15 protein-coding genes are annotated in these 17,581 nt (G+C 73.0%); 5 read left to right on the forward strand and 10 right to left on the reverse strand.

The window, feature by feature from the left end; all coding sequences use genetic code 11:
* Window positions 1-41: 41 nt before the first annotated feature.
* The 9 genes from BG418_RS23870 to BG418_RS23910 all read right to left on the reverse strand — a co-directional run bounded on the left by BG418_RS23870 (window position 42) and on the right by BG418_RS23910 (window position 12,206).
* Window positions 42-1,511 carry a hypothetical protein gene (locus tag BG418_RS23870; RefSeq protein ID WP_188276024.1) on the reverse strand — a complete coding sequence of 490 codons (1,470 nt, stop codon included), beginning with the start codon at window positions 1,509-1,511 and terminating at the stop codon, window positions 42-44.
* Entirely contained in the window at window positions 1,508-3,856 is a 2,349-nt protein-coding gene (locus BG418_RS40070) for a DUF3492 domain-containing protein (RefSeq protein WP_223185340.1), read from the reverse strand. The genes BG418_RS23870 and BG418_RS40070 overlap by 4 nt, the downstream gene beginning before the upstream one ends.
* A gap of 191 nt (window positions 3,857-4,047) precedes the next feature.
* A complete protein-coding gene (locus BG418_RS23885; RefSeq protein WP_188276025.1) occupies window positions 4,048-5,661 on the reverse strand; it encodes a dipeptide ABC transporter ATP-binding protein in 1,614 nt (537 codons plus the stop codon).
* The gene (locus BG418_RS23890; RefSeq protein ID WP_188276026.1) at window positions 5,658-6,647 is read right to left on the reverse strand and encodes an ABC transporter permease; all 990 of its coding nucleotides are present in this window, start codon (window positions 6,645-6,647) and stop codon (window positions 5,658-5,660) included. The genes BG418_RS23885 and BG418_RS23890 overlap by 4 nt, the downstream gene beginning before the upstream one ends.
* Entirely contained in the window at window positions 6,644-7,633 is a 990-nt protein-coding gene (locus BG418_RS23895) for an ABC transporter permease (RefSeq protein WP_188276027.1), read from the reverse strand. Before BG418_RS23895 ends, BG418_RS23890 begins: the two co-directional genes overlap by 4 nt.
* A gap of 2 nt (window positions 7,634-7,635) precedes the next feature.
* The gene (locus tag BG418_RS23900) at window positions 7,636-9,354 is read right to left on the reverse strand and encodes an ABC transporter substrate-binding protein (protein ID WP_188276028.1); all 1,719 of its coding nucleotides are present in this window, start codon (window positions 9,352-9,354) and stop codon (window positions 7,636-7,638) included.
* A gap of 179 nt (window positions 9,355-9,533) precedes the next feature.
* Window positions 9,534-9,629 (reverse strand): Ms4533A family Cys-rich leader peptide, encoded by a 96-nt coding sequence (locus BG418_RS40940; protein WP_317453741.1) that lies wholly within the window; start codon window positions 9,627-9,629, stop codon window positions 9,534-9,536.
* An 88-nt stretch (window positions 9,630-9,717) separates the two neighbouring features.
* Entirely contained in the window at window positions 9,718-11,028 is a 1,311-nt protein-coding gene (locus BG418_RS23905) for a DUF3152 domain-containing protein (protein ID WP_399000402.1), read from the reverse strand.
* A gap of 209 nt (window positions 11,029-11,237) precedes the next feature.
* The gene (locus tag BG418_RS23910; RefSeq protein ID WP_188276029.1) at window positions 11,238-12,206 is read right to left on the reverse strand and encodes an alpha/beta fold hydrolase; all 969 of its coding nucleotides are present in this window, start codon (window positions 12,204-12,206) and stop codon (window positions 11,238-11,240) included.
* A 117-nt stretch (window positions 12,207-12,323) separates the two neighbouring features.
* On the opposite strand from BG418_RS23910, the gene BG418_RS23915 reads away from it, so the two are divergent.
* The 4 genes from BG418_RS23915 to BG418_RS23930 all read left to right on the forward strand — a co-directional run bounded on the left by BG418_RS23915 (window position 12,324) and on the right by BG418_RS23930 (window position 14,159).
* A complete protein-coding gene (locus tag BG418_RS23915; protein WP_188276030.1) occupies window positions 12,324-12,542 on the forward strand; it encodes a hypothetical protein in 219 nt (72 codons plus the stop codon).
* A gap of 146 nt (window positions 12,543-12,688) precedes the next feature.
* The gene (locus BG418_RS23920) at window positions 12,689-13,330 is read left to right on the forward strand and encodes a TetR/AcrR family transcriptional regulator (protein WP_188276031.1); all 642 of its coding nucleotides are present in this window, start codon (window positions 12,689-12,691) and stop codon (window positions 13,328-13,330) included.
* 143 nt (window positions 13,331-13,473) lie between these two features.
* Window positions 13,474-13,701 (forward strand): DUF3107 domain-containing protein, encoded by a 228-nt coding sequence (locus tag BG418_RS23925; RefSeq protein WP_188276032.1) that lies wholly within the window; start codon window positions 13,474-13,476, stop codon window positions 13,699-13,701.
* Between the two features lie 194 nt (window positions 13,702-13,895).
* The gene (locus tag BG418_RS23930) at window positions 13,896-14,159 is read left to right on the forward strand and encodes a hypothetical protein (protein WP_188276033.1); all 264 of its coding nucleotides are present in this window, start codon (window positions 13,896-13,898) and stop codon (window positions 14,157-14,159) included.
* Window positions 14,160-14,191: 32 nt separating this feature from the next.
* On the opposite strand, the gene BG418_RS23935 is transcribed toward BG418_RS23930, so the two are convergent.
* Window positions 14,192-14,962: a ferritin-like fold-containing protein gene (locus BG418_RS23935; RefSeq protein WP_188276034.1), complete on the reverse strand. Its 771-nt coding sequence runs from the start codon at window positions 14,960-14,962 to the stop codon at window positions 14,192-14,194.
* A 320-nt stretch (window positions 14,963-15,282) separates the two neighbouring features.
* Here BG418_RS23935 and BG418_RS23940 point away from each other — a divergent pair, with 320 nt between their 5' ends.
* The gene (locus BG418_RS23940) at window positions 15,283-17,490 is read left to right on the forward strand and encodes a DEAD/DEAH box helicase (RefSeq protein WP_188276035.1); all 2,208 of its coding nucleotides are present in this window, start codon (window positions 15,283-15,285) and stop codon (window positions 17,488-17,490) included.
* Window positions 17,491-17,581: the final 91 nt, after the last annotated feature.

The following is a 17,581-nucleotide window of genomic DNA, read 5'->3' on the forward strand; positions in this document are numbered from 1 at the left end:
CTCCTTCGGGCGTCAGTGCGCGTCGATGCGTGTAGTGCGGGTCAGAGGGTCGGTGGGCGTTCCGCGTGGGCCGACGCGCGGGCGAGGACCGCGGTGGCCCGGACGAGCAGGGCGAGGGCCGCGACGGCACACAGCGCCGCCGGAACGGTTGCGGCGCCGCCCGCCGCCACGGCGGCGGAGATGGGCCGGGCGAGCAAGCCGCAGCCCGGCAGGCGTCCGGCGAGCACGAGGGCGAGGGCGGTCGCCTCCGCGCACGCGGCCGCCCGCAGCCCGGCGACGGCCGTGGTGGCGAAGCCGTGCAGGGCGAGCAGCCGGGCCAGGAAGAGCAGGGCGCCGGGCGCGACGGCGGACGCGAACGAGCCGTGTCCGTACGCGAGTTGGGCGATCAGCAGGACCAAGGTGAGGGCGAGGAGGAAGAGGGCGACCGCGCCGAGCAGCAGCGGGCGGGAGCGGGCGGCGAACTCGTCCAGGCCGCGGCTGGTGGCGAGGGAGCGGCGGGCCCGTACGGCGAAGAGGCGGGCGCACCAGGTGGCGGGCGCGACGGCCAGCGTCAGGCCGACGGCGGCGGCCGGGTCGGTGGCCCAGCCGTGCCCCGGCGCACCGGACGGGCCGCCGGCGAGCAGCGCGTCGAGGAGTCCGTCGCCGACGACGGCGTACACGGCGAGCCAGAGCGCCCAGGGGAGCCCGGTGCCGCGCCCGGCCCGCAGCGCGCCGCGCCGCACGGTGTACGCGAGGGCGGCGCCGACCACGGCGGTCCCGGCGGCCACTACGGAGAGCCGCACATGGCCGACGGTGAGGCGGGCGGCCGTCACGGACAGGGCGCACAGGGCACCGGGCAGCAGCGAGCGCAGCACCCGAAGGGTCCGCCCGCCGGGCTGGGGCGCGAACTCCACGTCGCCGCCCGGTGGTTCGGTGCCGCGCGGCACGCGCGCGTAGAGCTCCTCGGCGAGCGAGAACACATCGCGGTGCCGGAAGCGGGCGGCGGTCCGGTCGGTCATCCCGTGCGCCTCCAGACCGGCCGCGATCTCCAGCGGGTCGACGGCCCGCTCGCAGAGTTCGCGGTGGCGGTGCATGAGGGCCTTGACGGGGTCGGCGGGGCCGCGCCGGGTGCGGGGCTTCGCGGGCGGCGCGGGGCGGTCGGGCTCGGCCGGTGCGGATGATCCGGATGGTTCGGCCGATCCGGGTGGGCCGGATGTTTCGGCCGGTGCGGATGACTTGGCCGATTCGGGTGACTCCGCCGGTTCGGCGGGCGGTGCCGCCGGGGCCTCTTCGGTCGGCGCATCCGCAGGCGACGGCTCCGTCGCCCGCCAGGGCGAACCCGCCGCCGGGAGAAGGGAGTTGGAGACGCGTGCCGGTGTGCGGGGCCGGCGGGGGCCGGTGCTGCGCTTCGGGGGCGGGTCGTTGAGCAGGGCCTCCGAGCGGATGTCCCAGGCCCCGGCGCTCTCCGGGGCGCGCGGGATGTCGCTGTCGGCGGGACCGTCCGCCGGGCGGGTCGTGGGGGGAATGGTCATCGAGTCGCCTCCTCGGCGCGGGCGGAGCCGGAGCGGCCGATGTCGGACGAGGGCGAGGAGAGGGGCGGCGGGGAGTGCGGCGGACGGACCTCCGCGCGGCCGGCGTCGGGGTCGGAGTCGGGGTCGGAGTCGGGGGCGGTCGGACCCGGAACGTTCGGGTCAGAGTCTCCGGGTGTGGGGCGGGAGAGGCCAGAGTGCCAAGTAGCGGAGTGGCTGGATCCGTTGCGGCTGTCGGAGTCGGCCGGGAGCGTCGACCCGGCGGCCACGGCCGAGTCCCGGTCCACGTCCCCGAGGGTGTCGCGTACCGCACCCGCGCCGGGCGTCCTCCTCGCGCGCGTACCCGGGTCCGCCCAGCTCGGGGCGTGCCCGGCGGCCGGGCCGGTGGTGCCCGACGCGGCCCAGTTGCCGGGGACATGGGCCTCGGCGGGATGCGCGAACGGCACCGGGTCGGCGCTGTCGTCGAGCTCTTCGCGGCGGACCGGGCAGTGCGACATCAGCTCCAGGTAAATGCCGCGAAATGCCGCGAGGTTCTGCTCGACCGTGAAGAGTTCGAGCGCGCGGGCGCGGGCGGCGGCGCCGAGCCGTTCGCGCCGTTCCGGGTCGCGCAGCAGCGCCACGCACGCGTCCGCGAGCGCGCGGGGGTTGCGCGGCGGCACCACGAGCCCGGTGCCGCCGATCACTTCGACCACCGCGCCCGCGTCCGTGGAGACCGTGGCCCGGCCACAGAACATCGCCTCGACCAGGCTGATCGGGAAGCCCTCGACGACGCTGGAGAGGACGACGACGCTGCCGGAGGCGTACGCGTCGGCCAGGTCCGGGGCCTCCGGGCCGCCGATCTCCTCGAAGGAGACGGGGTTGTCGCCGACCGCGTGCGCGTCGGCCGCCTCGTCGGGGAAGAGCTGGGCCGCGAGGGCGCGGCAGTGGGCGAGGTAGGCGGCCGATTCGGGAGACAGCCCGCCGGACCCCGCACCCGCGCCGTATCCGTGCGGCGAGGCGTACCCATGGGCGGCGCTGTACGAAGCCGCGCTGTACGGAGCCGGGCCGAAGGCGCCGCTCCCCTGCGCACCCACATCGTACGAGGCCGTACCGGACTCGCCGGACCCCACCGCCCCGGACACCGCCCCCGCACCCGCGTAGAAAATCCGCAGGCGGGCGTCCGGCTCCTTGCGGCGGACCTCGGTGAAGGCGTGGAGCAGGGCGATGAGGTCCTTGGTGGGGTCGACGCGGCCGACCCAGACCAGCGTGCCGGGGTCGCCGCCGGACGGGCCCTCGCCGACCGCCTGGAAGCGGTCGGCGGCCATCCCCGGGTACACCGTGCGCAGCTTCACGCGGTCCGCGCCGCACTTCTCCTGCCAGCGGCGGGTGTGGGTGTTGCCGGGGGTGATGAGCGCGGCCCGGTCGTACACCTCGGCCGCGAGCCGCCGGTGGAAGGCGGCCAGCAGCGCCCGTACGGGGACGCGCGCCTCGCGGGCCGCGAGGTACTGCCGGCGCAGTTGGACGCCGTACTCGGTGACCAGCAGCGGAACCCCGAAGAAGCGTTTGGCCAGCAGACCGGGGAGGGCGGCGGAGCCACCGCCCGCCGCATGGCAGAGGTCGACGTCGCCGAGGCTCGCCGCGTCGTACCAGTCGAGCGAGAGCGGCCGCAGGGCGCGCTCCAGGAGGTCGGCGAAGGCGAGGTAGTCGGGGACGCGTGCGGCCTGCACGGCGCGGCTCGCGCCGGGTGCGCGGCAGGCGGCCTCCAGGACGCGCACGGCCGTCTCGGAGCGCAGCGCGGTGTGCAGCCCGCCGCACTCCCGGGCGAGGTCGGCGAGCCCGTACAGCCCCTCGGCGAACCGCGACGCGCCGGTCACGGGGACGGAAGGCGCCTCGGCCCCGGCCGCGTCCGCACCGGGGCCCGCCACGCCGAACACCCCGCCCCCGCCCGCCGCGAGCCCGAACTCGCCGAAGGTGCGGGCCGCGTCGGCCGCGAGCCCGGCCGCAGCGCTGCGGCCCCGCGTGCCCTGTGCGGAGGGCGCACCGGGGCTCGTCCCGACCCCGTCCCCGCAGATCGCCCCCGCCAGCTCCCGGAAGCACCCCGCGAAGCGGGTGCGTTCGCGGCGGCCGTAACCACGCCGGTCGAAGCGGGGGTTGGCGCACTCCTCCGGGGCCCACAGCGGGGCCGTGCGCACCCTGCGGACGTGGGGCGGCAGGGCCACCCAGCCGCGTTCCTCCTGGGCCGCCGTGCGGCTCAGCGCGTATATGTCGAACTCGTGCCGCGCGAGCCCGCGCACAAGCCGGTCGCACCACAGCCTGGACTCGCCGGTCGTGTACGGATATCCACCGTCCGTGAGCAGTCCGATCCGCATGCAACGCACCCCCGATCTCCCTTGTGGGCGGCCGCCGTTGCCTCGGCGACTCGCAGCGGGAAGAACGTAAGCGGATACGACGGTGGCGCGATGGACGGTTGTCCATCGCGCCACCGGAAGGGGTGAATGCACGTAACTTTCCCACCCCGGTAGCGTTTTGTCGCGCTACGGGGCGGGAGAGTCACCCAGCGTCAGGCCGCGGCCAGTTCATCGCGGTTCTGCTCGCGCAGCTGGTCGCGCAGCTCCTTGCGGGCCGCGCGGCGCACCGCCGCGAGCACCGGGTCGACGGTGGGGACGGCGGCGAGCAGCTGCCGGGTGTACGGGTCCTGGGGCGAGCCGTAGACCTCGTCCACCGCGCCCTCCTCCACGATCCGGCCCTGGCGCATCACCGCGACCCGGTCGCTGACCTGGCGTACGACGGCGAGGTCGTGCGCGATGAAGACGAGCCCGAGCCCGAGTTCGCGCTGCAACTCGGCGAGCAGCTCGGTGACATGGGCCTGCGTCGTCACATCGAGCGCGGACACCGGCTCGTCGCAGACGATCAGCTGCGGCTCGGCCGCGAGCGCCCGCGCGATGCCGACCCGCTGGCGCTGGCCGCCGCTGAACTCGTGCGGGTAGCGGTCGTAGCGGTCCGGGTCGAGGCCGACCCGCTCCAGGAGCTCGCCCACGCGCGCGCGGATGCGCTTGTCGTCCCGTACGCCCGAGGCCCGCAGCGGGTCGGCGACCGACTCGCCGATCGAGCGCCTGGGGTTGAGGGAGGCGACCGGGTCCTGGAAGACCATCTGGACGGCCGTGCCCTCGCGGCGGATGGTGCCCGACGTGGTGTCGAGCAGGCCCACCAGCATCCGGCCGAGTGTCGTCTTGCCGCTGCCACTCTCGCCGACCACGCCCAGCGTCTCGCCGCGCCGCACGGTGAGCGAGACACCGTCGACGGCGGTGAACGACGACTTGCCGCGGCCGAAGACCTTGCGCAGGTCGACGGCTTCGAGCAGCGGCTCACCGGCGGGCTCGCCTGCCGCCTTCGGCGCGTCCAGGCGCGGCACGGCCGAAAGGAGCTCCTTGGTGTACGCGGCCTTGGGCGCGCCCAGTACCTCGCGCACCGGCCCGCGTTCGACCGCGCGCCCCTGCCGCATCACCAGGACGTCGTCGACGCTCTCCGCCGCGACGCCCACGTCATGGGTGACGAGCAGCAGGCCCATCCCGGTCTCGTGGCGCAGCCCGTGCAGCAGGTCGAGGATCTGGGCCTGGACGGTGACGTCCAGGGCGGTGGTCGGCTCGTCGGCGATGAGCAGCTTCGGCTCGCAGGCCAGCGCCATCGCGATGAGCGCGCGCTGGCGCATGCCGCCGGAGAACTCGTGCGGGCGCGAGCGCGCCTTGCGGGCCGCGTCCGGGATGCCGACGCGGTCGAGCACGTCGACGGCACGCGCGCGTGCCGCCTTGCGTGAGCCGCCCCGGTGCACCCGGTACACCTCGGCGATCTGGTCGCCGATCGCGTAGTACGGGTCGAGGGAGGAGAGCGGGTCCTGGAAGACCATCGCGGCCACTCCCCCGCGCAGCCGCCGCAGTTCGGCGTCCGACGCCTCGTGGACATCGGTTCCGGCCACCTTGACGCTGCCCTCGACGACGGCGCCGGTGCCCCGGTGCAGTCCGAGCAGCGCGTACGCGGACGCGCTCTTGCCGGAGCCGGACTCGCCGACCACACCGAGCGCGGCGCCGGGCGCCAGGCTGAAGGAGAGCCCGTCCACGGCCCGCGTCTCGCCGAAGGAGATGCCGAGATCGACGACCTCCACCAGGGGCTCGGTCATGACAGCACCACCCGTCGGTCCGCCACCGCGTACAGCGCGTCCGCGACGGCATTGGCCAGTACCACGAAGAACCCGGTCGTCATCACGACGCCGACCACGATGGGCAGGTCGACCTGGCGGACCGAGTCCACCAGGAGCTTGCCGATGCCCTGGATGCCGAAGAGCGACTCGGTGAGCACCGCACCGCCGAACATCGAGCCCGCGTCCAGCGCGCTCAGCGCGATGACGGGGGCCAGGGCGCCGCGCAGCGCGTGCTTGCCGACGATGGCCCGCTCGGTCACTCCGTACGCGCGGAAGGTGCGCACATGGTCCTCGGCCAGCGTCTCCAGCATCGAACTGCGCACCAGGCGGGCGTACTTGGCGCTCTCGATCAGCGCCAGCGAGATCCACGGCAGCAGCAGCCCCCAGAACCACTGCTCCGGGTTGTCGGAGAACGGGGTGTACTGCGGGAACGGCAGCCAGGCCAGCGTCGAGCAGAAGACGATGATCAGGACCAGGCCGACCACGAAGACCGGCGTGGAGAAGCCGACCAGGGTGAGCCCGGTCAGTACGCGCTCGACGGCCGAGCCGCGCTTCCACGCGGAGAGCAGCCCGGTGCCGACGCCGAGGACGATCCACAGGACGAACGCCCCGATCACCAGCGACCCGGTGACCGGCAGCTTGTTCAGCAGGATGTCGGTGACCGGCGAGTCCTGGCGGTACGACAGTCCCAGGCACGGCGCGTCGCAGTGGACGACGCCGATGCCGGAGGAGAAGTCGCGGCCGACGAACAGGCCCTCAAGGAAGTGCCAGTACTGCACGTAGAGCGGATCGCCGAGCTGGAGGCGGTCGTGCACCTGGGCGACCTGCGCCGGGGAGCAGCGCTCGCCGCAGACGATCTGGGCGACGTTGCCGGGAGCGGCGTAGAAGACGAGGTAGACGACGACGGACAGGGCCAGCAGTACGAAGACCGCGCCGCCGATCCGCCGCAGCAGGAAGCCGGTCACTTCGCGGCCTCCTTACGGGACTTGACGCCGACCTTGAGCCGGGAGGCGGCCCTGGGGTCGAGCGCGGTGCGCACGCCTTCGCCGACGACGGTCAGCGAGAGCACCGTCACGAACAGGAAAGCGGCCGGCAGCAGCAGATACGTGGGCGCCGACTGGTACCAGGTGTTGGCCTCGGTGAGCATCTGCCCCCACGACGGGGTGGGCGGCTTGATACCGACGCCGAGGAACGACAGGGCCGCCTCGATCGAGACGTTGGCGGGCACCAGGAGCACGCCGTACGTGATGACGGGCGCCGCGAGGGCGGGCAGCAGCTCGCGCCGGGCGATGGCGAGGCGGCCCCAGCCGCTGAGCCGGGCCGCCGAGACATAGTCGAGCGACTTGAGGGCGAGGGCGGAGGAGCGCACGATCTTGGAGGTGCCGGACCAGCCGACGACCGCGATGACCAGGGTGATCAGCACCGGGCGCGGCACCGAGTCCGGGACGACGGCGATCAGGCCGAGCCCGATGACGAGCAGGGGCAGCGCGACGACGACATCGGTGAAACGGCTGATGACCTGGTCGGCCCAGCGCCCGCCGAGCGCGGCGAGCAGGCCGAGGCTCACGCCGATGAACACCTGGAAGACGGTGGCGATGAAGGCGATCCCGAGCGAGACCCGGGCCCCGTACACGAGTCGCGCGAACAGATCGCGGCCGGTCTGGGGCTCGACGCCGAGCCAGTGCTCGGCGCTGATCCCGCCGAAGGAGCCCTTGGGCACACCGCCGGCCGCCGAGTCGACGAGACCCGGGTGGTACGTGTTGGGGTCCTGCCCCTCCAGGGCGGTGAGCAGGGGCGCGGCGAGCGCCACGAGGACGAGCAGCGCGAAGACGACGGCGGCGACGGTCACGGCACGCTGGGCGCGCAGCCGTCGCCAGAACTGACGGGCCCCGGAAGCGGGAGCGACCGCGGTGGCCGCTCCCGCGTCGGGAGCCAACAGGGCTTCGGTCATGACTACTTGACCGCGACCTGGGAGATGTCGAGCACGCCGGTCCAGTCGCTGATGACGACGTTCTTGACATCCTTGCCGACGAGCCGCTTGTAGACCGGGTGGAAGAGCGGGACCACGACGGCCTGCTCACCGATCTTCTTGTCGAGCGCGCCCCAGCGCGGAGCCGCCGCCGACAGGTCGGTCAGCTTGTTGATCTCGTCGATCTCCTTGTTGACCGAGGGGTCGTCGAGGAAGCCGGTGTTGAAGTTGGCACCGTCCTTGACGATCTGGCGGCCGTCGAAGATCGGCGCGAGGAACGGGCCGCCGGAGGGCCAGTCCGCGCCCCAGCCGCGCAGGAAGAAGCCGGGCTCCTTGTTCACGCTCTGGACGGTGTCGGCGTAGGCGTTGGCCTCCAGGCCCTGGAGCTTGACCGTGATGCCGGCCTTCTTCAGCGCGTCCTGGAGGGCGGTGGCGACCTCGGGGCCCTTGGGGCCGCCCTTGGCGTTGGAGTGGGTGAGCGTGACGGTGAGGCCGTCCGCGTAACCCGCTTCCTTCAGGAGCTCCTTGGCCTTGGCCGCGTTGCCCGAGTCACCGGCCGGGAAGTGGTCGAAGGCGGTGTAGCCGAACGCCTTCTGGTTCGGCAGGAAGGTGGTGGCGGGCTCGGCGAGCGAGGAGCCGCCGACCGCGTTGACGGCCGAGGTGCGGTCCACGGCGTACGCGACGGCCTGGCGCACCTTGGGGTTGTCGAACGGCTTCACCTTCGGGTTGAAGGCGATGTAGTTGGTGTAGCCGAAGTGGCCGGTGCCCACGCGCGCGTTGAGCGCCTTGTCGCCGCCGATCTTGGCGAGCTCGGCCGGGCCCAGGTTGGTGTCGGTGGTGACGGCCGCCGCGTCCGGGCCCTGCGAGGCGGAGAGGCGCTGGTTGATGACGGAGGCGTCCAGGCCGGAGCGGACGTCGATGCTGTCCGGGTAGGCCTTGCGCTGGGAGTCGGTCGCCTGCGACCAGTTGGGGTTGCGCTCCAGGACCAGGTGCTCGCCGTCGTTCTCGTTCTTGACGACCTTGTACGGGCCGGACGAGACGGGGTGCTCCTCGTACTTGGTTCCCTTGTCCTTGGCCTTGGGGACCGGCGCGAACTGCGTCTGGGTCGCCAGGTAGGGGAACTCGCCCTCGGGCTTGTTCAGATGGAAGACGATCGTCTTGGCGTCGGGCGTCTCGATGGCGGCCAGGCCCTTGCCGCCGTCCTTGTACGGGCCCTGGTAGTCGGCGCCGCCGACCAGCCAGTCGCGCAGATAGGGCGCGCCGCCGGAGAGCTCGGCCGCGAAGGACCGCTCGATGCCGTACTTGATGTCGGCCGTCGTGATCGGCGTGCCGTCCTCGTACTTGAGGCCGTCCTTGAGGGTGTACGTCCACACCGTGGCGTCGGCGTTGGGCTTGCCGGTGTCGGTGGCGAGGTCCGGGACGACCTTGGTGCCGGCGGCGCCCGCCTCGCGGTTGCGGGTGGTGAGCGTACGGAAGATCAGGGACGGAACGTTTCCGCCGCCGGAGGTGTAGAGGCGGGCCGGGTCGAAGTCGGTCTGCGGCTCGTTGTTGAGGACGGAGAGCGTGCCGCCGTTGCGCGGCTTGCCGTCCGCGCCCCCGGCGTTCTTGGCGCCGCTGTCGTCGGGGCCGCAGGCGACAGCGCCCACGGCGAGAACCACGGCTATCGCTGCCGCTCTTGCGACGTTTCCGGACATCTGGCGCATGGGACTGAAGACCTCTCGATGACTGCCGGGCTGGGGCAAACGGGACGCGGACGTCTGCCTCGGCCCATGAAGAGGTCATGGGTCTTCAAAAGAAGAGGGAGTGCTGCGCCCGCGCGGATGAACGACGACGGCGGAGTACCCGGGCGCGAGGAAGGAACGAAGGGGCGCGCGGGTGGGCGTCAGCAACAGTGAATGTCGGCTACGCAGAGCCCGGTCACGCCGATCAGCGCCAGCTCGATGGCGGCGCGTGCGGGGGTGACGGGGCGGTGCGGCATGCCGAGAACTATGCAAAGCCCCGCTGTCCACTGTCAACCAGGATTGGGACAGTTGTCCCACAGTGTGGACAGCGGGGTCGTACTGGTCTCAACCAGTCGGGAAGACCCAGGGGTTGGGACGGCACTTGATCCCGTCTATGTCCAGGGACTTGGTCTGCTGCTGCATCACCGGAGCGAGGGCGCCGGGAGTGCGACAGCTCACATGACCGTGGCCGAGCCGGTGCCCCACTTCGTGGTTGATGAGCATCTGCCGGTAGGCGTACATCGCCTGGGGCCCGAACGTCTCCGAGCCCTGTGCCCAGCGGAACGCGTTGATCATCACGCGCTCGGTGGCGGCCGAGTCGCAGGAGACGTTGTCCTCGGTGGTGTCGAGCCCCGACTTGCCGCACCAGGTGGCGGTGGTGCCGGGACTGGCCAGCGTGACCACGAAGTCCGGCTGCCCGGACGAGATCCGCTCGAAGGTCATCGCCCCGTCGTGCGCCCAGCTGCGGTCGTCGTTGAGGGTCTTCTGCACGGCGTCGGCGAAGAGCTGACCGTCGAGGCCAAGGCCCTTCTCGACGTCGACCCGGTAGCGGTACTTGCGCCCCTTGCCGGGCGCCGCCACGAACCCGGGCACCGCCTCGAAGTCGCCGGAACCTTTCAGCTTCGGGTCGATCGGGTACTGCAGCGCCATCTTCTGCTCGTACGAGGCCTGCACGGCCGGGGCCGCCTGCTCGGGCGTGGCCCGGCTGTTGGAGCGCGACGCCGTCCCCTCGTCGTCCCGGCTGCTGTCCCCGGCGGACTGGGCGCCGGTGTGGTGGCCGCCGTCGGAGGTGACCTGCCCGGCCACGACGACCGCGAGCACGGTGGTCACGGCGGCGGCCGCGATCCCGGTGAGGGTGCGGCCCTTGCCCTTGGACCTGGCCTTTTCCGGCCTGGGGTCGGCGGGGATCTCCGCGTCGTCGGGCAGATCCACGACGGGGACCGGCCGGGGGGCGGGGACGGTCGGTGCCGCTGTGCGCTGCGTGCCGGTGTCCGACGGGTCGCGGTCGCCGAAGGGGTCGTTCTGTGCGCGCCTGTCGAAGGCGTCGGTCTGCGCCCGCCCGTCGAAGGCGTCCACGTACTCGCGCCGGGGTCCCGGTATTCGGACACCGGGGCCGGCGGTCGGGGTGGTGGGGCCGACCGAACCGGTCGGGGCCGTCGGGCGCGGGGTGTCGTACCGGTCGTCATGGCGTACGGCCGAGGGCTCGCCCCAACCGCCGCCGCCCTCATGGTGTTCGGGGTGGCCGCCGCGCACCCGGGGCACGCCGTGCGACGGGGTCGAGCCGCCGAAGTGCTCGGGCGCGGGGCCGTCGGGAACCGGTCGGACCCGCGGAATCGGCCCGGTGGCGGGACCGTCGATACGGCGGCGTCTGCCCACGCCGGGAGCTGCGGGCGCGGCCTCGGCCGCACCGGGGTGCCCGGCGGGTGCGGCGAAGTGGTCGGCGGGGAACCCGGGGTTACCGGCACGCGTCCCGGAGTCGGCGGGGATCCCCGGGTCCGCCGCGCGTATGCCGGATTCGCCGGCGGGTATGCCGGGGTCGCCGGACGTGACGCCCTTGGGTCGGCTGTGTCGTCCCACGCGCCGGATCAGCTCCTGTTTCCGCAGTCGTCGACCAGGTCCCGGAAGGCCTGCGCGACCACCTCCGGGTACTCCATCATCGCCACGTGCCCGGCATCGGGCAGGGTCAGCAGTCTCGCATCACGGAACGCGGTGGCCGCCTTGCGGGCCATCCGGTAGCCGACCAGCTGGTCGCGGCCGCCGTAGACGAGCAGCGTCGGCGCGAGCACCCGCTCGGCCTGCCGCCACAGTCCGTGCTGGCCGCCCAGCGTGTACGCGTCCACGACGCCCCGCGCCGAGCGGGCCATCGCGTCCCAGAAGTACGGGAGCTGAAGACGGCGCTCCATCTCCTCGACGGCCGCCCGGAACGCCTCGGGGCCGACCCGGCCCGGGTCTCCGTAACAAAGGGCCATGACCCCGCGCGTACGGTCCTCGGCCGTCCAGTCCTTGGACAGCTTCATGAAAAGGGCGGCCACTCCCGGCACCGCGAGCAGCCCGGTGGGCCAGGCGGTGCGCTGGGGGCGCAGCTCGGGCAGCGCGGGCGAGACGAGGGTGAGGGTGCGGACCAGGTCCGGGCGGACGGCCGCGACGCGGGTGGCGACGGCGCCGCCCAGCGAGTTGCCGAAGAGGTGGACGGGCCCGCGCCCGCCCGATTCGAGCAGCCGGATCACCGCGCGCGCGTGGCCGGTGACCGAGTAGTTGCCGTCGTCCGGCGGCGGGGAGTCCCCGAAGCCGGGCAGGTCCAGGGCCTCGCCGTCGACTATGTCGGACAGGTGCGGCATCAGCGCCGACCAGTTCTGCGAGGACCCGCCGAGCCCGTGCACATACAGGGCGGGGGCCAGGCCGGGCCGGTTCCCGGGGCGCGACCGGACGTTCAGCGTCAGGCCGGGCAGGCCCACCGAACGCAGCTCCTCGCCCGGCGCCACCCGGACCGCGCCCACCCGGGGTGCCGGGGCGACAGCGGCGACTGGGGATTCCGGCAGCTCGGTCGAAGACATGCGGGCAATGTTACGAGACGATCACACCGTGGTTCATGTGTTCGCCGTCACAGATCGCATAGCGCTGCGCAGAGCAACCCCATAGGCTCGTAGCAAGGCCTCTTCAAGGGAGTAGCCATGCCCGTCGACCCGACCGATCCTGACACCTTCCAGGAAGAAGACGACGCAGCCGAACTCTCCGAGGAAACCCCCGAAGCGGATGCCGCCGAGCAGCACACGGACGTACGACAGGAACGCGACGAGCCGCTGACCCGCGTCCACCCGGACGCGGCGAACGAGGCGGACGCCGTCGAACAGGCTCGCGTCGTCGCACTCAACGAAGACGACTACCGCTGATTTGTTCGGATAACCGGGCGTATCTCCAGCTACCCAGCCTGTCCGGTCCGTGAAATTCTGCGTGCGCACCGCGCACAGCCGGGTTACCCAAAAGTACGATGGCGGCGCGCGTACATCGCGCACGAGATCAACCTTTGGGAGGCGGCGTGACAGCCATCGAGCAGACCGAGGCGGCGCGCCCGCGGGGCACCCGCCTGCCGCGCCGGGCCCGCCGCAATCAGCTTCTGGGCGCCGCCCAGGAAGTCTTCGTCGCACAGGGCTACCACTCGGCCGCGATGGACGACATCGCGGAGCGGGCGGGCGTCTCCAAGCCGGTCCTCTACCAGCACTTCCCCGGAAAGCTGGAGCTCTACCTCGCCCTGCTCGACCAGCACTGCGAGGCACTGCTCCTGGCGGTGCGCACGGCGCTCGCCTCGACCAGCGACAACAAGCTGCGCGTCGCCGCCACCATGGACGCCTACTTCGCGTACGTGGAGGACGAGGGCGGCGCCTTCCGGCTCGTCTTCGAGTCCGACCTGACCAACGAGCCCGCCGTGCGCGAGCGCGTCGAGCGGGTCAGCCTGCAGTGCGCCGAGGCGATCTCGGACGTGATCGCCGAGGACACCGGGCTCTCCAAGGACGAGTCGATGCTGCTCGCCGTGGGCCTGGGCGGGGTCTCCCAGGTGGTGGCCCGCTACTGGCTCTCCAGCGAGTCGGCGATCCCGCGCGAGAAGGCGGTGCAGCTGCTGACGTCGCTGGCCTGGCGCGGCATCGCGGGCTTCCCGCTGCACGGCGTGGACGGCCACTGACCGGCTCCACGACCGGCCCCGGCAGGCCGCGGTGTTCGCTCGTAGCGTGCGGCGCGCGCCCGTCCGGGTCCCCTCACCGGGCTAATGTGTGCGGGGTACGGCGCGGCTGACCGCGCACCGCAGACCGTCGGAGGGACATAGCCGTGGAGGTCAAGATCGGCGTGCAGCACGCACCCCGGGAGATCGTTCTGGAGAGCGGGCAGTCCGCCGAAGAGGTCGAGAGCGCGGTAGCCGACGCCCTCGCCGGCAAGGCGCAGCTGCTCAGCCTCCAGGACGACAAGGGCCGCAAGGTCCTCGTGCCGGCCGACCGGATCGCGTACGTGGAGATCGGCGAGCCGGCGGTCCGCCGGGTGGGCTTCGGCCAGCTGTAGCCCGTAGACGCGTATGACAACAGGAGCGGCCCGGCAGTCGTCGACTGCCGGGCCGCTCCTGTGTGTTCGGGCTTCTTTGCGCCGACTGTGCGCTCCCTGTGCTCCACACGGTGAGGGGAGGATTGCGCTCCGCGAGCGTCGGGTAGGACGGCTGTGACCGATTTCGCCTGGTCCACACCGCGGGAGGGACGCACATGCTCCTGGAAGCGCTCAGCTCCGTTTTGCTCGGACTCGCCCTTGCCTGGACAGCCGCGACCCGCCTGCCACACCGCCTGCCCGATCGGCGAACCGTTTTGGCGGCGGGCCCGCTCGGCGCCCTGTTCGGCGCCTTCCTGACCCACTCGGCGGTCGGCCCGGGCCACACGGTGACCACGATCGTCGGCGCGACGTTCATCGCCGTGGTCGCGCTGTCCCTGCTCCTGCGCCCGACGGGCCGCCTGCGCCGATCAGCGGCGTAGGCGGCACCCCTTTTCGGTTACGCGGCTTTCGGTTACGCGGCCAGCCCCAGCGCGGCCATCCGCTTGGTGTGCGCCTTGGTGATCCGGGTGAACATCTCGCCGACGGCGGCCAGGTCGAAACCGTCCGCCATGCCGCCGACCAGCATCGTGGAGAGAGCGTCGCGCTCCGCGACCACGCGCTGGGCCTGCGACAGGGCCTCGCCCATCAGGCGGCGCGCCCACAGCGCGAGGCGCCCGCCGACGCGCGGGTCCGCCTCGATCGCGGCGCGCACCTTCTCGACCGCGAAGTTGCCGTGGCCGGTGTCGTCGAGGACGGCGAGCACCAGGCCGCGGGTGTCCGCGTCGAGCCGGGCCGCGACCTCGCGGTAGAAGTCACTGGCGATCGAGTCGCCCACGTACGCCTTGACCAGGCCCTCCAGCCAGTCCGACGGCGCGGTCTGGTGGTGGAAGTCGTCCAGGGCCTTGGCGAACGGCTCCATGGCGGCGGTCGGCTCGGCGTCGATCTCCGCGAGGCGGTCGCGAAGCCGCTCGAAGTGATGGAACTCGGCCGAGGCCATCTTCGCCAGTTCCGCCTTGTCGGCGAGCGAGGGTGCCAGCTTGGCGTCGTCGGCGAGGCGCTCGAAGGCCGCCAGCTCGCCGTACGCGAGCGCGCCGAGCAGATCCACGACGGCGGCGCGGTACTGGGGCTCGGCGGAGGCCGTCGCCCAGTCCTGGGCGGCGATCCCGGTGGGCTGCGCGGCGGGTTCTTCGGCGTGTCCGGCCGCTTCGGTTCCGGCGGCGGCGGCGTTGTCAGGCGTCTCCATGGTCCGCACAATAGCCCGCTGGCGGCACGACGGAAGGCCCTGGTCAGGAACCGGGTCCCGGCGCTTCCCGCAGATTCGCCCAACACACATGCGCGAATCCGGGGTACAGTGGTAATGAGCCTGCCGAGGATCATGTATCGGCGGGCGGCTTGATGAATGAGGATGCCCGGTCGGTCGCCCGGTCGGCTCCGACCCGACAGCCCTCGTGCGGCACGTGACAGTGCGTGACCGCAGATGAGGGACCCTCAGCGGCATGAGCGCTTGAGCGACGGCAGTGGTCCCGCGCCACCCGGCACAGGTCGATTCCCGACTCCGGCCGGATGAACCCGGCACGGTACGACCCGCCCCGTTCGCCCCGTGCCGCGTCTCACAGAAGAGGCAGCACCCTGACTACGTTCCGAGAGCTCGGGATCCTTCCCGAGACCGCCGAAGCCCTTGAAGCCGTCGGCATCGTGTCCCCGTTCCCCATCCAGGAGATGACGCTCCCCGTCGCGCTCTCCGGCTCCGACGTGATCGGCCAGGCCAAGACCGGCACCGGCAAGACGCTCGGCTTCGGTCTGCCGATCCTGGAGCGCGTCACCGTCCCCGCGGACGTCGAGGCGGGCCGGGCCAAGCCCGAGCAGCTCACCGACGCCCCGCAGGCGCTCGTCGTCGTCCCCACCCGCGAGCTGTGCACCCAGGTCACCAACGACCTGCTGACCGCCGGCAAGGTCCGTAACGTCCGCGTGCTCGCCATCTACGGCGGCCGGGCGTACGAGCCGCAGGTCGAGGCGCTCAAGAAGGGCGTCGACGTGATCGTCGGCACCCCGGGGCGCCTGCTCGACCTGGCGGGTCAGCGCAAGCTCGACCTCTCCCACGTCCGCGTGCTCGTCCTCGACGAGGCCGACGAGATGCTCGACCTGGGCTTCCTGCCCGACGTCGAGAAGATCATCAACATGCTTCCGCCGAAGCGCCAGACGATGCTGTTCTCGGCGACCATGCCGGGCGCGGTCATCGGCCTGGCCCGTCGCTACATGTCGCAGCCCACGCACATCCGCGCCACCGCGCCGGACGACGAGGGCGCGACCGTCGCCAACATCTCGCAGCACGTCTTCCGCGCCCACTCGATGGACAAGCCGGAGCTCGTCGCGCGCATCCTGCAGGCCGACGGCCGCGGACTCGCGATGATCTTCTGCCGTACGAAGCGGACGGCCGCCGACATCGCCGAGCAGCTCGCCAAGCGCGGCTTCGCCTCCGGCGCGGTCCACGGCGACCTCGGCCAGGGCGCCCGCGAGCAGGCGCTGCGCGCCTTCCGCAACGGCAAGGTCGACGTGCTGGTCTGCACCGACGTCGCCGCGCGCGGCATCGACGTCGAGGGCGTGACGCACGTCATCAACTACCAGTCGCCGGAGGACGAGAAGACCTTCCTGCACCGCGTGGGCCGCACCGGCCGCGCGGGCAACAAGGGCACCGCCGTCACCCTGGTCGACTGGGACGACATCCCGCGCTGGCAGCTGATCAACAAGGCGCTGGACCTGAAGTTCCACGACCCGGTCGAGACGTACTCCACGTCCGCGCACCTCTTCGAGGAGCTCAGCATCCCGGCGGGCACCAAGGGCGTCCTGCCCCGCGCCGAGCGGACCCGTGCGGGTCTGGCGGCCGAGGAAGTGGAGGACCTGGGCGAGACGGGCGGCCGCGGCCGCAAGTCCGCCGCCGCGGCCCCGGTCGTGACGGAGGAGCGTCCGGCCCGTACGCCGCGCCAGCGCCGTCGTACGCGGGGCGGGTCCTCGGTCGAGGAGACCGAGCCGCAGTCCGTGACGCCGGAGCCGGCCGTCGAGGCCGAGGCCGCCGAGCCGCGCACCCCGCGCCGTCGCCGCCGCACCCGTGCCGTGGCCCCGGCCGAGGCCGTGGTGGCCGCCGCCGAGGCCGTGGTCGAGCAGGCAGCGGCCGAGAAGGTCGTGGCGGAGAAGGTGCCGGCCGAGCAGCCGGTCGCCGAGGCCGTCGTCGAGGCCGAGCCGAAGCCGCGCCGTACCCGTACGCGCAAGACGGCCGAGGCCGTCGCGGTCGTCGAGGCGCCCGTCGTCCCGGCGCCCGCCGCCGAGCCGGAGGCCCCCTCGGCCCCGCGCCGCCGCACCCGCAAGGTGGCCGAGCCGGTCGCCGAGGTCGTCGTGGAGGCCCCCGTGGCCGCCCCGCGCCGCCGTACGCGCAAGGTCGCGGAGCCGGTCGTCGAGGCCGTCGTCGAGGCGCCCCCGGCGCCGCGTCGCCGCACCCGCAAGGTCGTCGCGCCGGTCGCCGAGGTCGGGTTCCTGACCCCGGAGTCGGCCGCGCTGGAGATCGCCGCGGCGAAGGCCGCCGAGGCCGCCGCCAAGCCGGCCCGTACGCGCAAGAAGGCCGTGGCCGTCGTGGCCGAGGCCGAGGCGCCCGTCGAGGCCAAGCCGCGTCGCACGCGCGCGAAGAAGACGGCGGAGGCCGCCCCCGAGGCGACCCCCGAGGCCGAGGCCAAGCCGCGCCGCACCCGGACGCGCAAGGCCGCGACGCCGGAGGCGTAAGCAACCACGGCGAGCACAGCGCCATGTTCGGCCCGGCACCCCTTCACGGGGGTGCCGGGCCGAACGCGTTATGGGGTGCGGAGTCGCAGGT

Source organism: Streptomyces sp. CBMA152 (assembly GCF_014596475.1).
GTDB lineage: Bacteria > Actinomycetota > Actinomycetes > Streptomycetales > Streptomycetaceae > Streptomyces.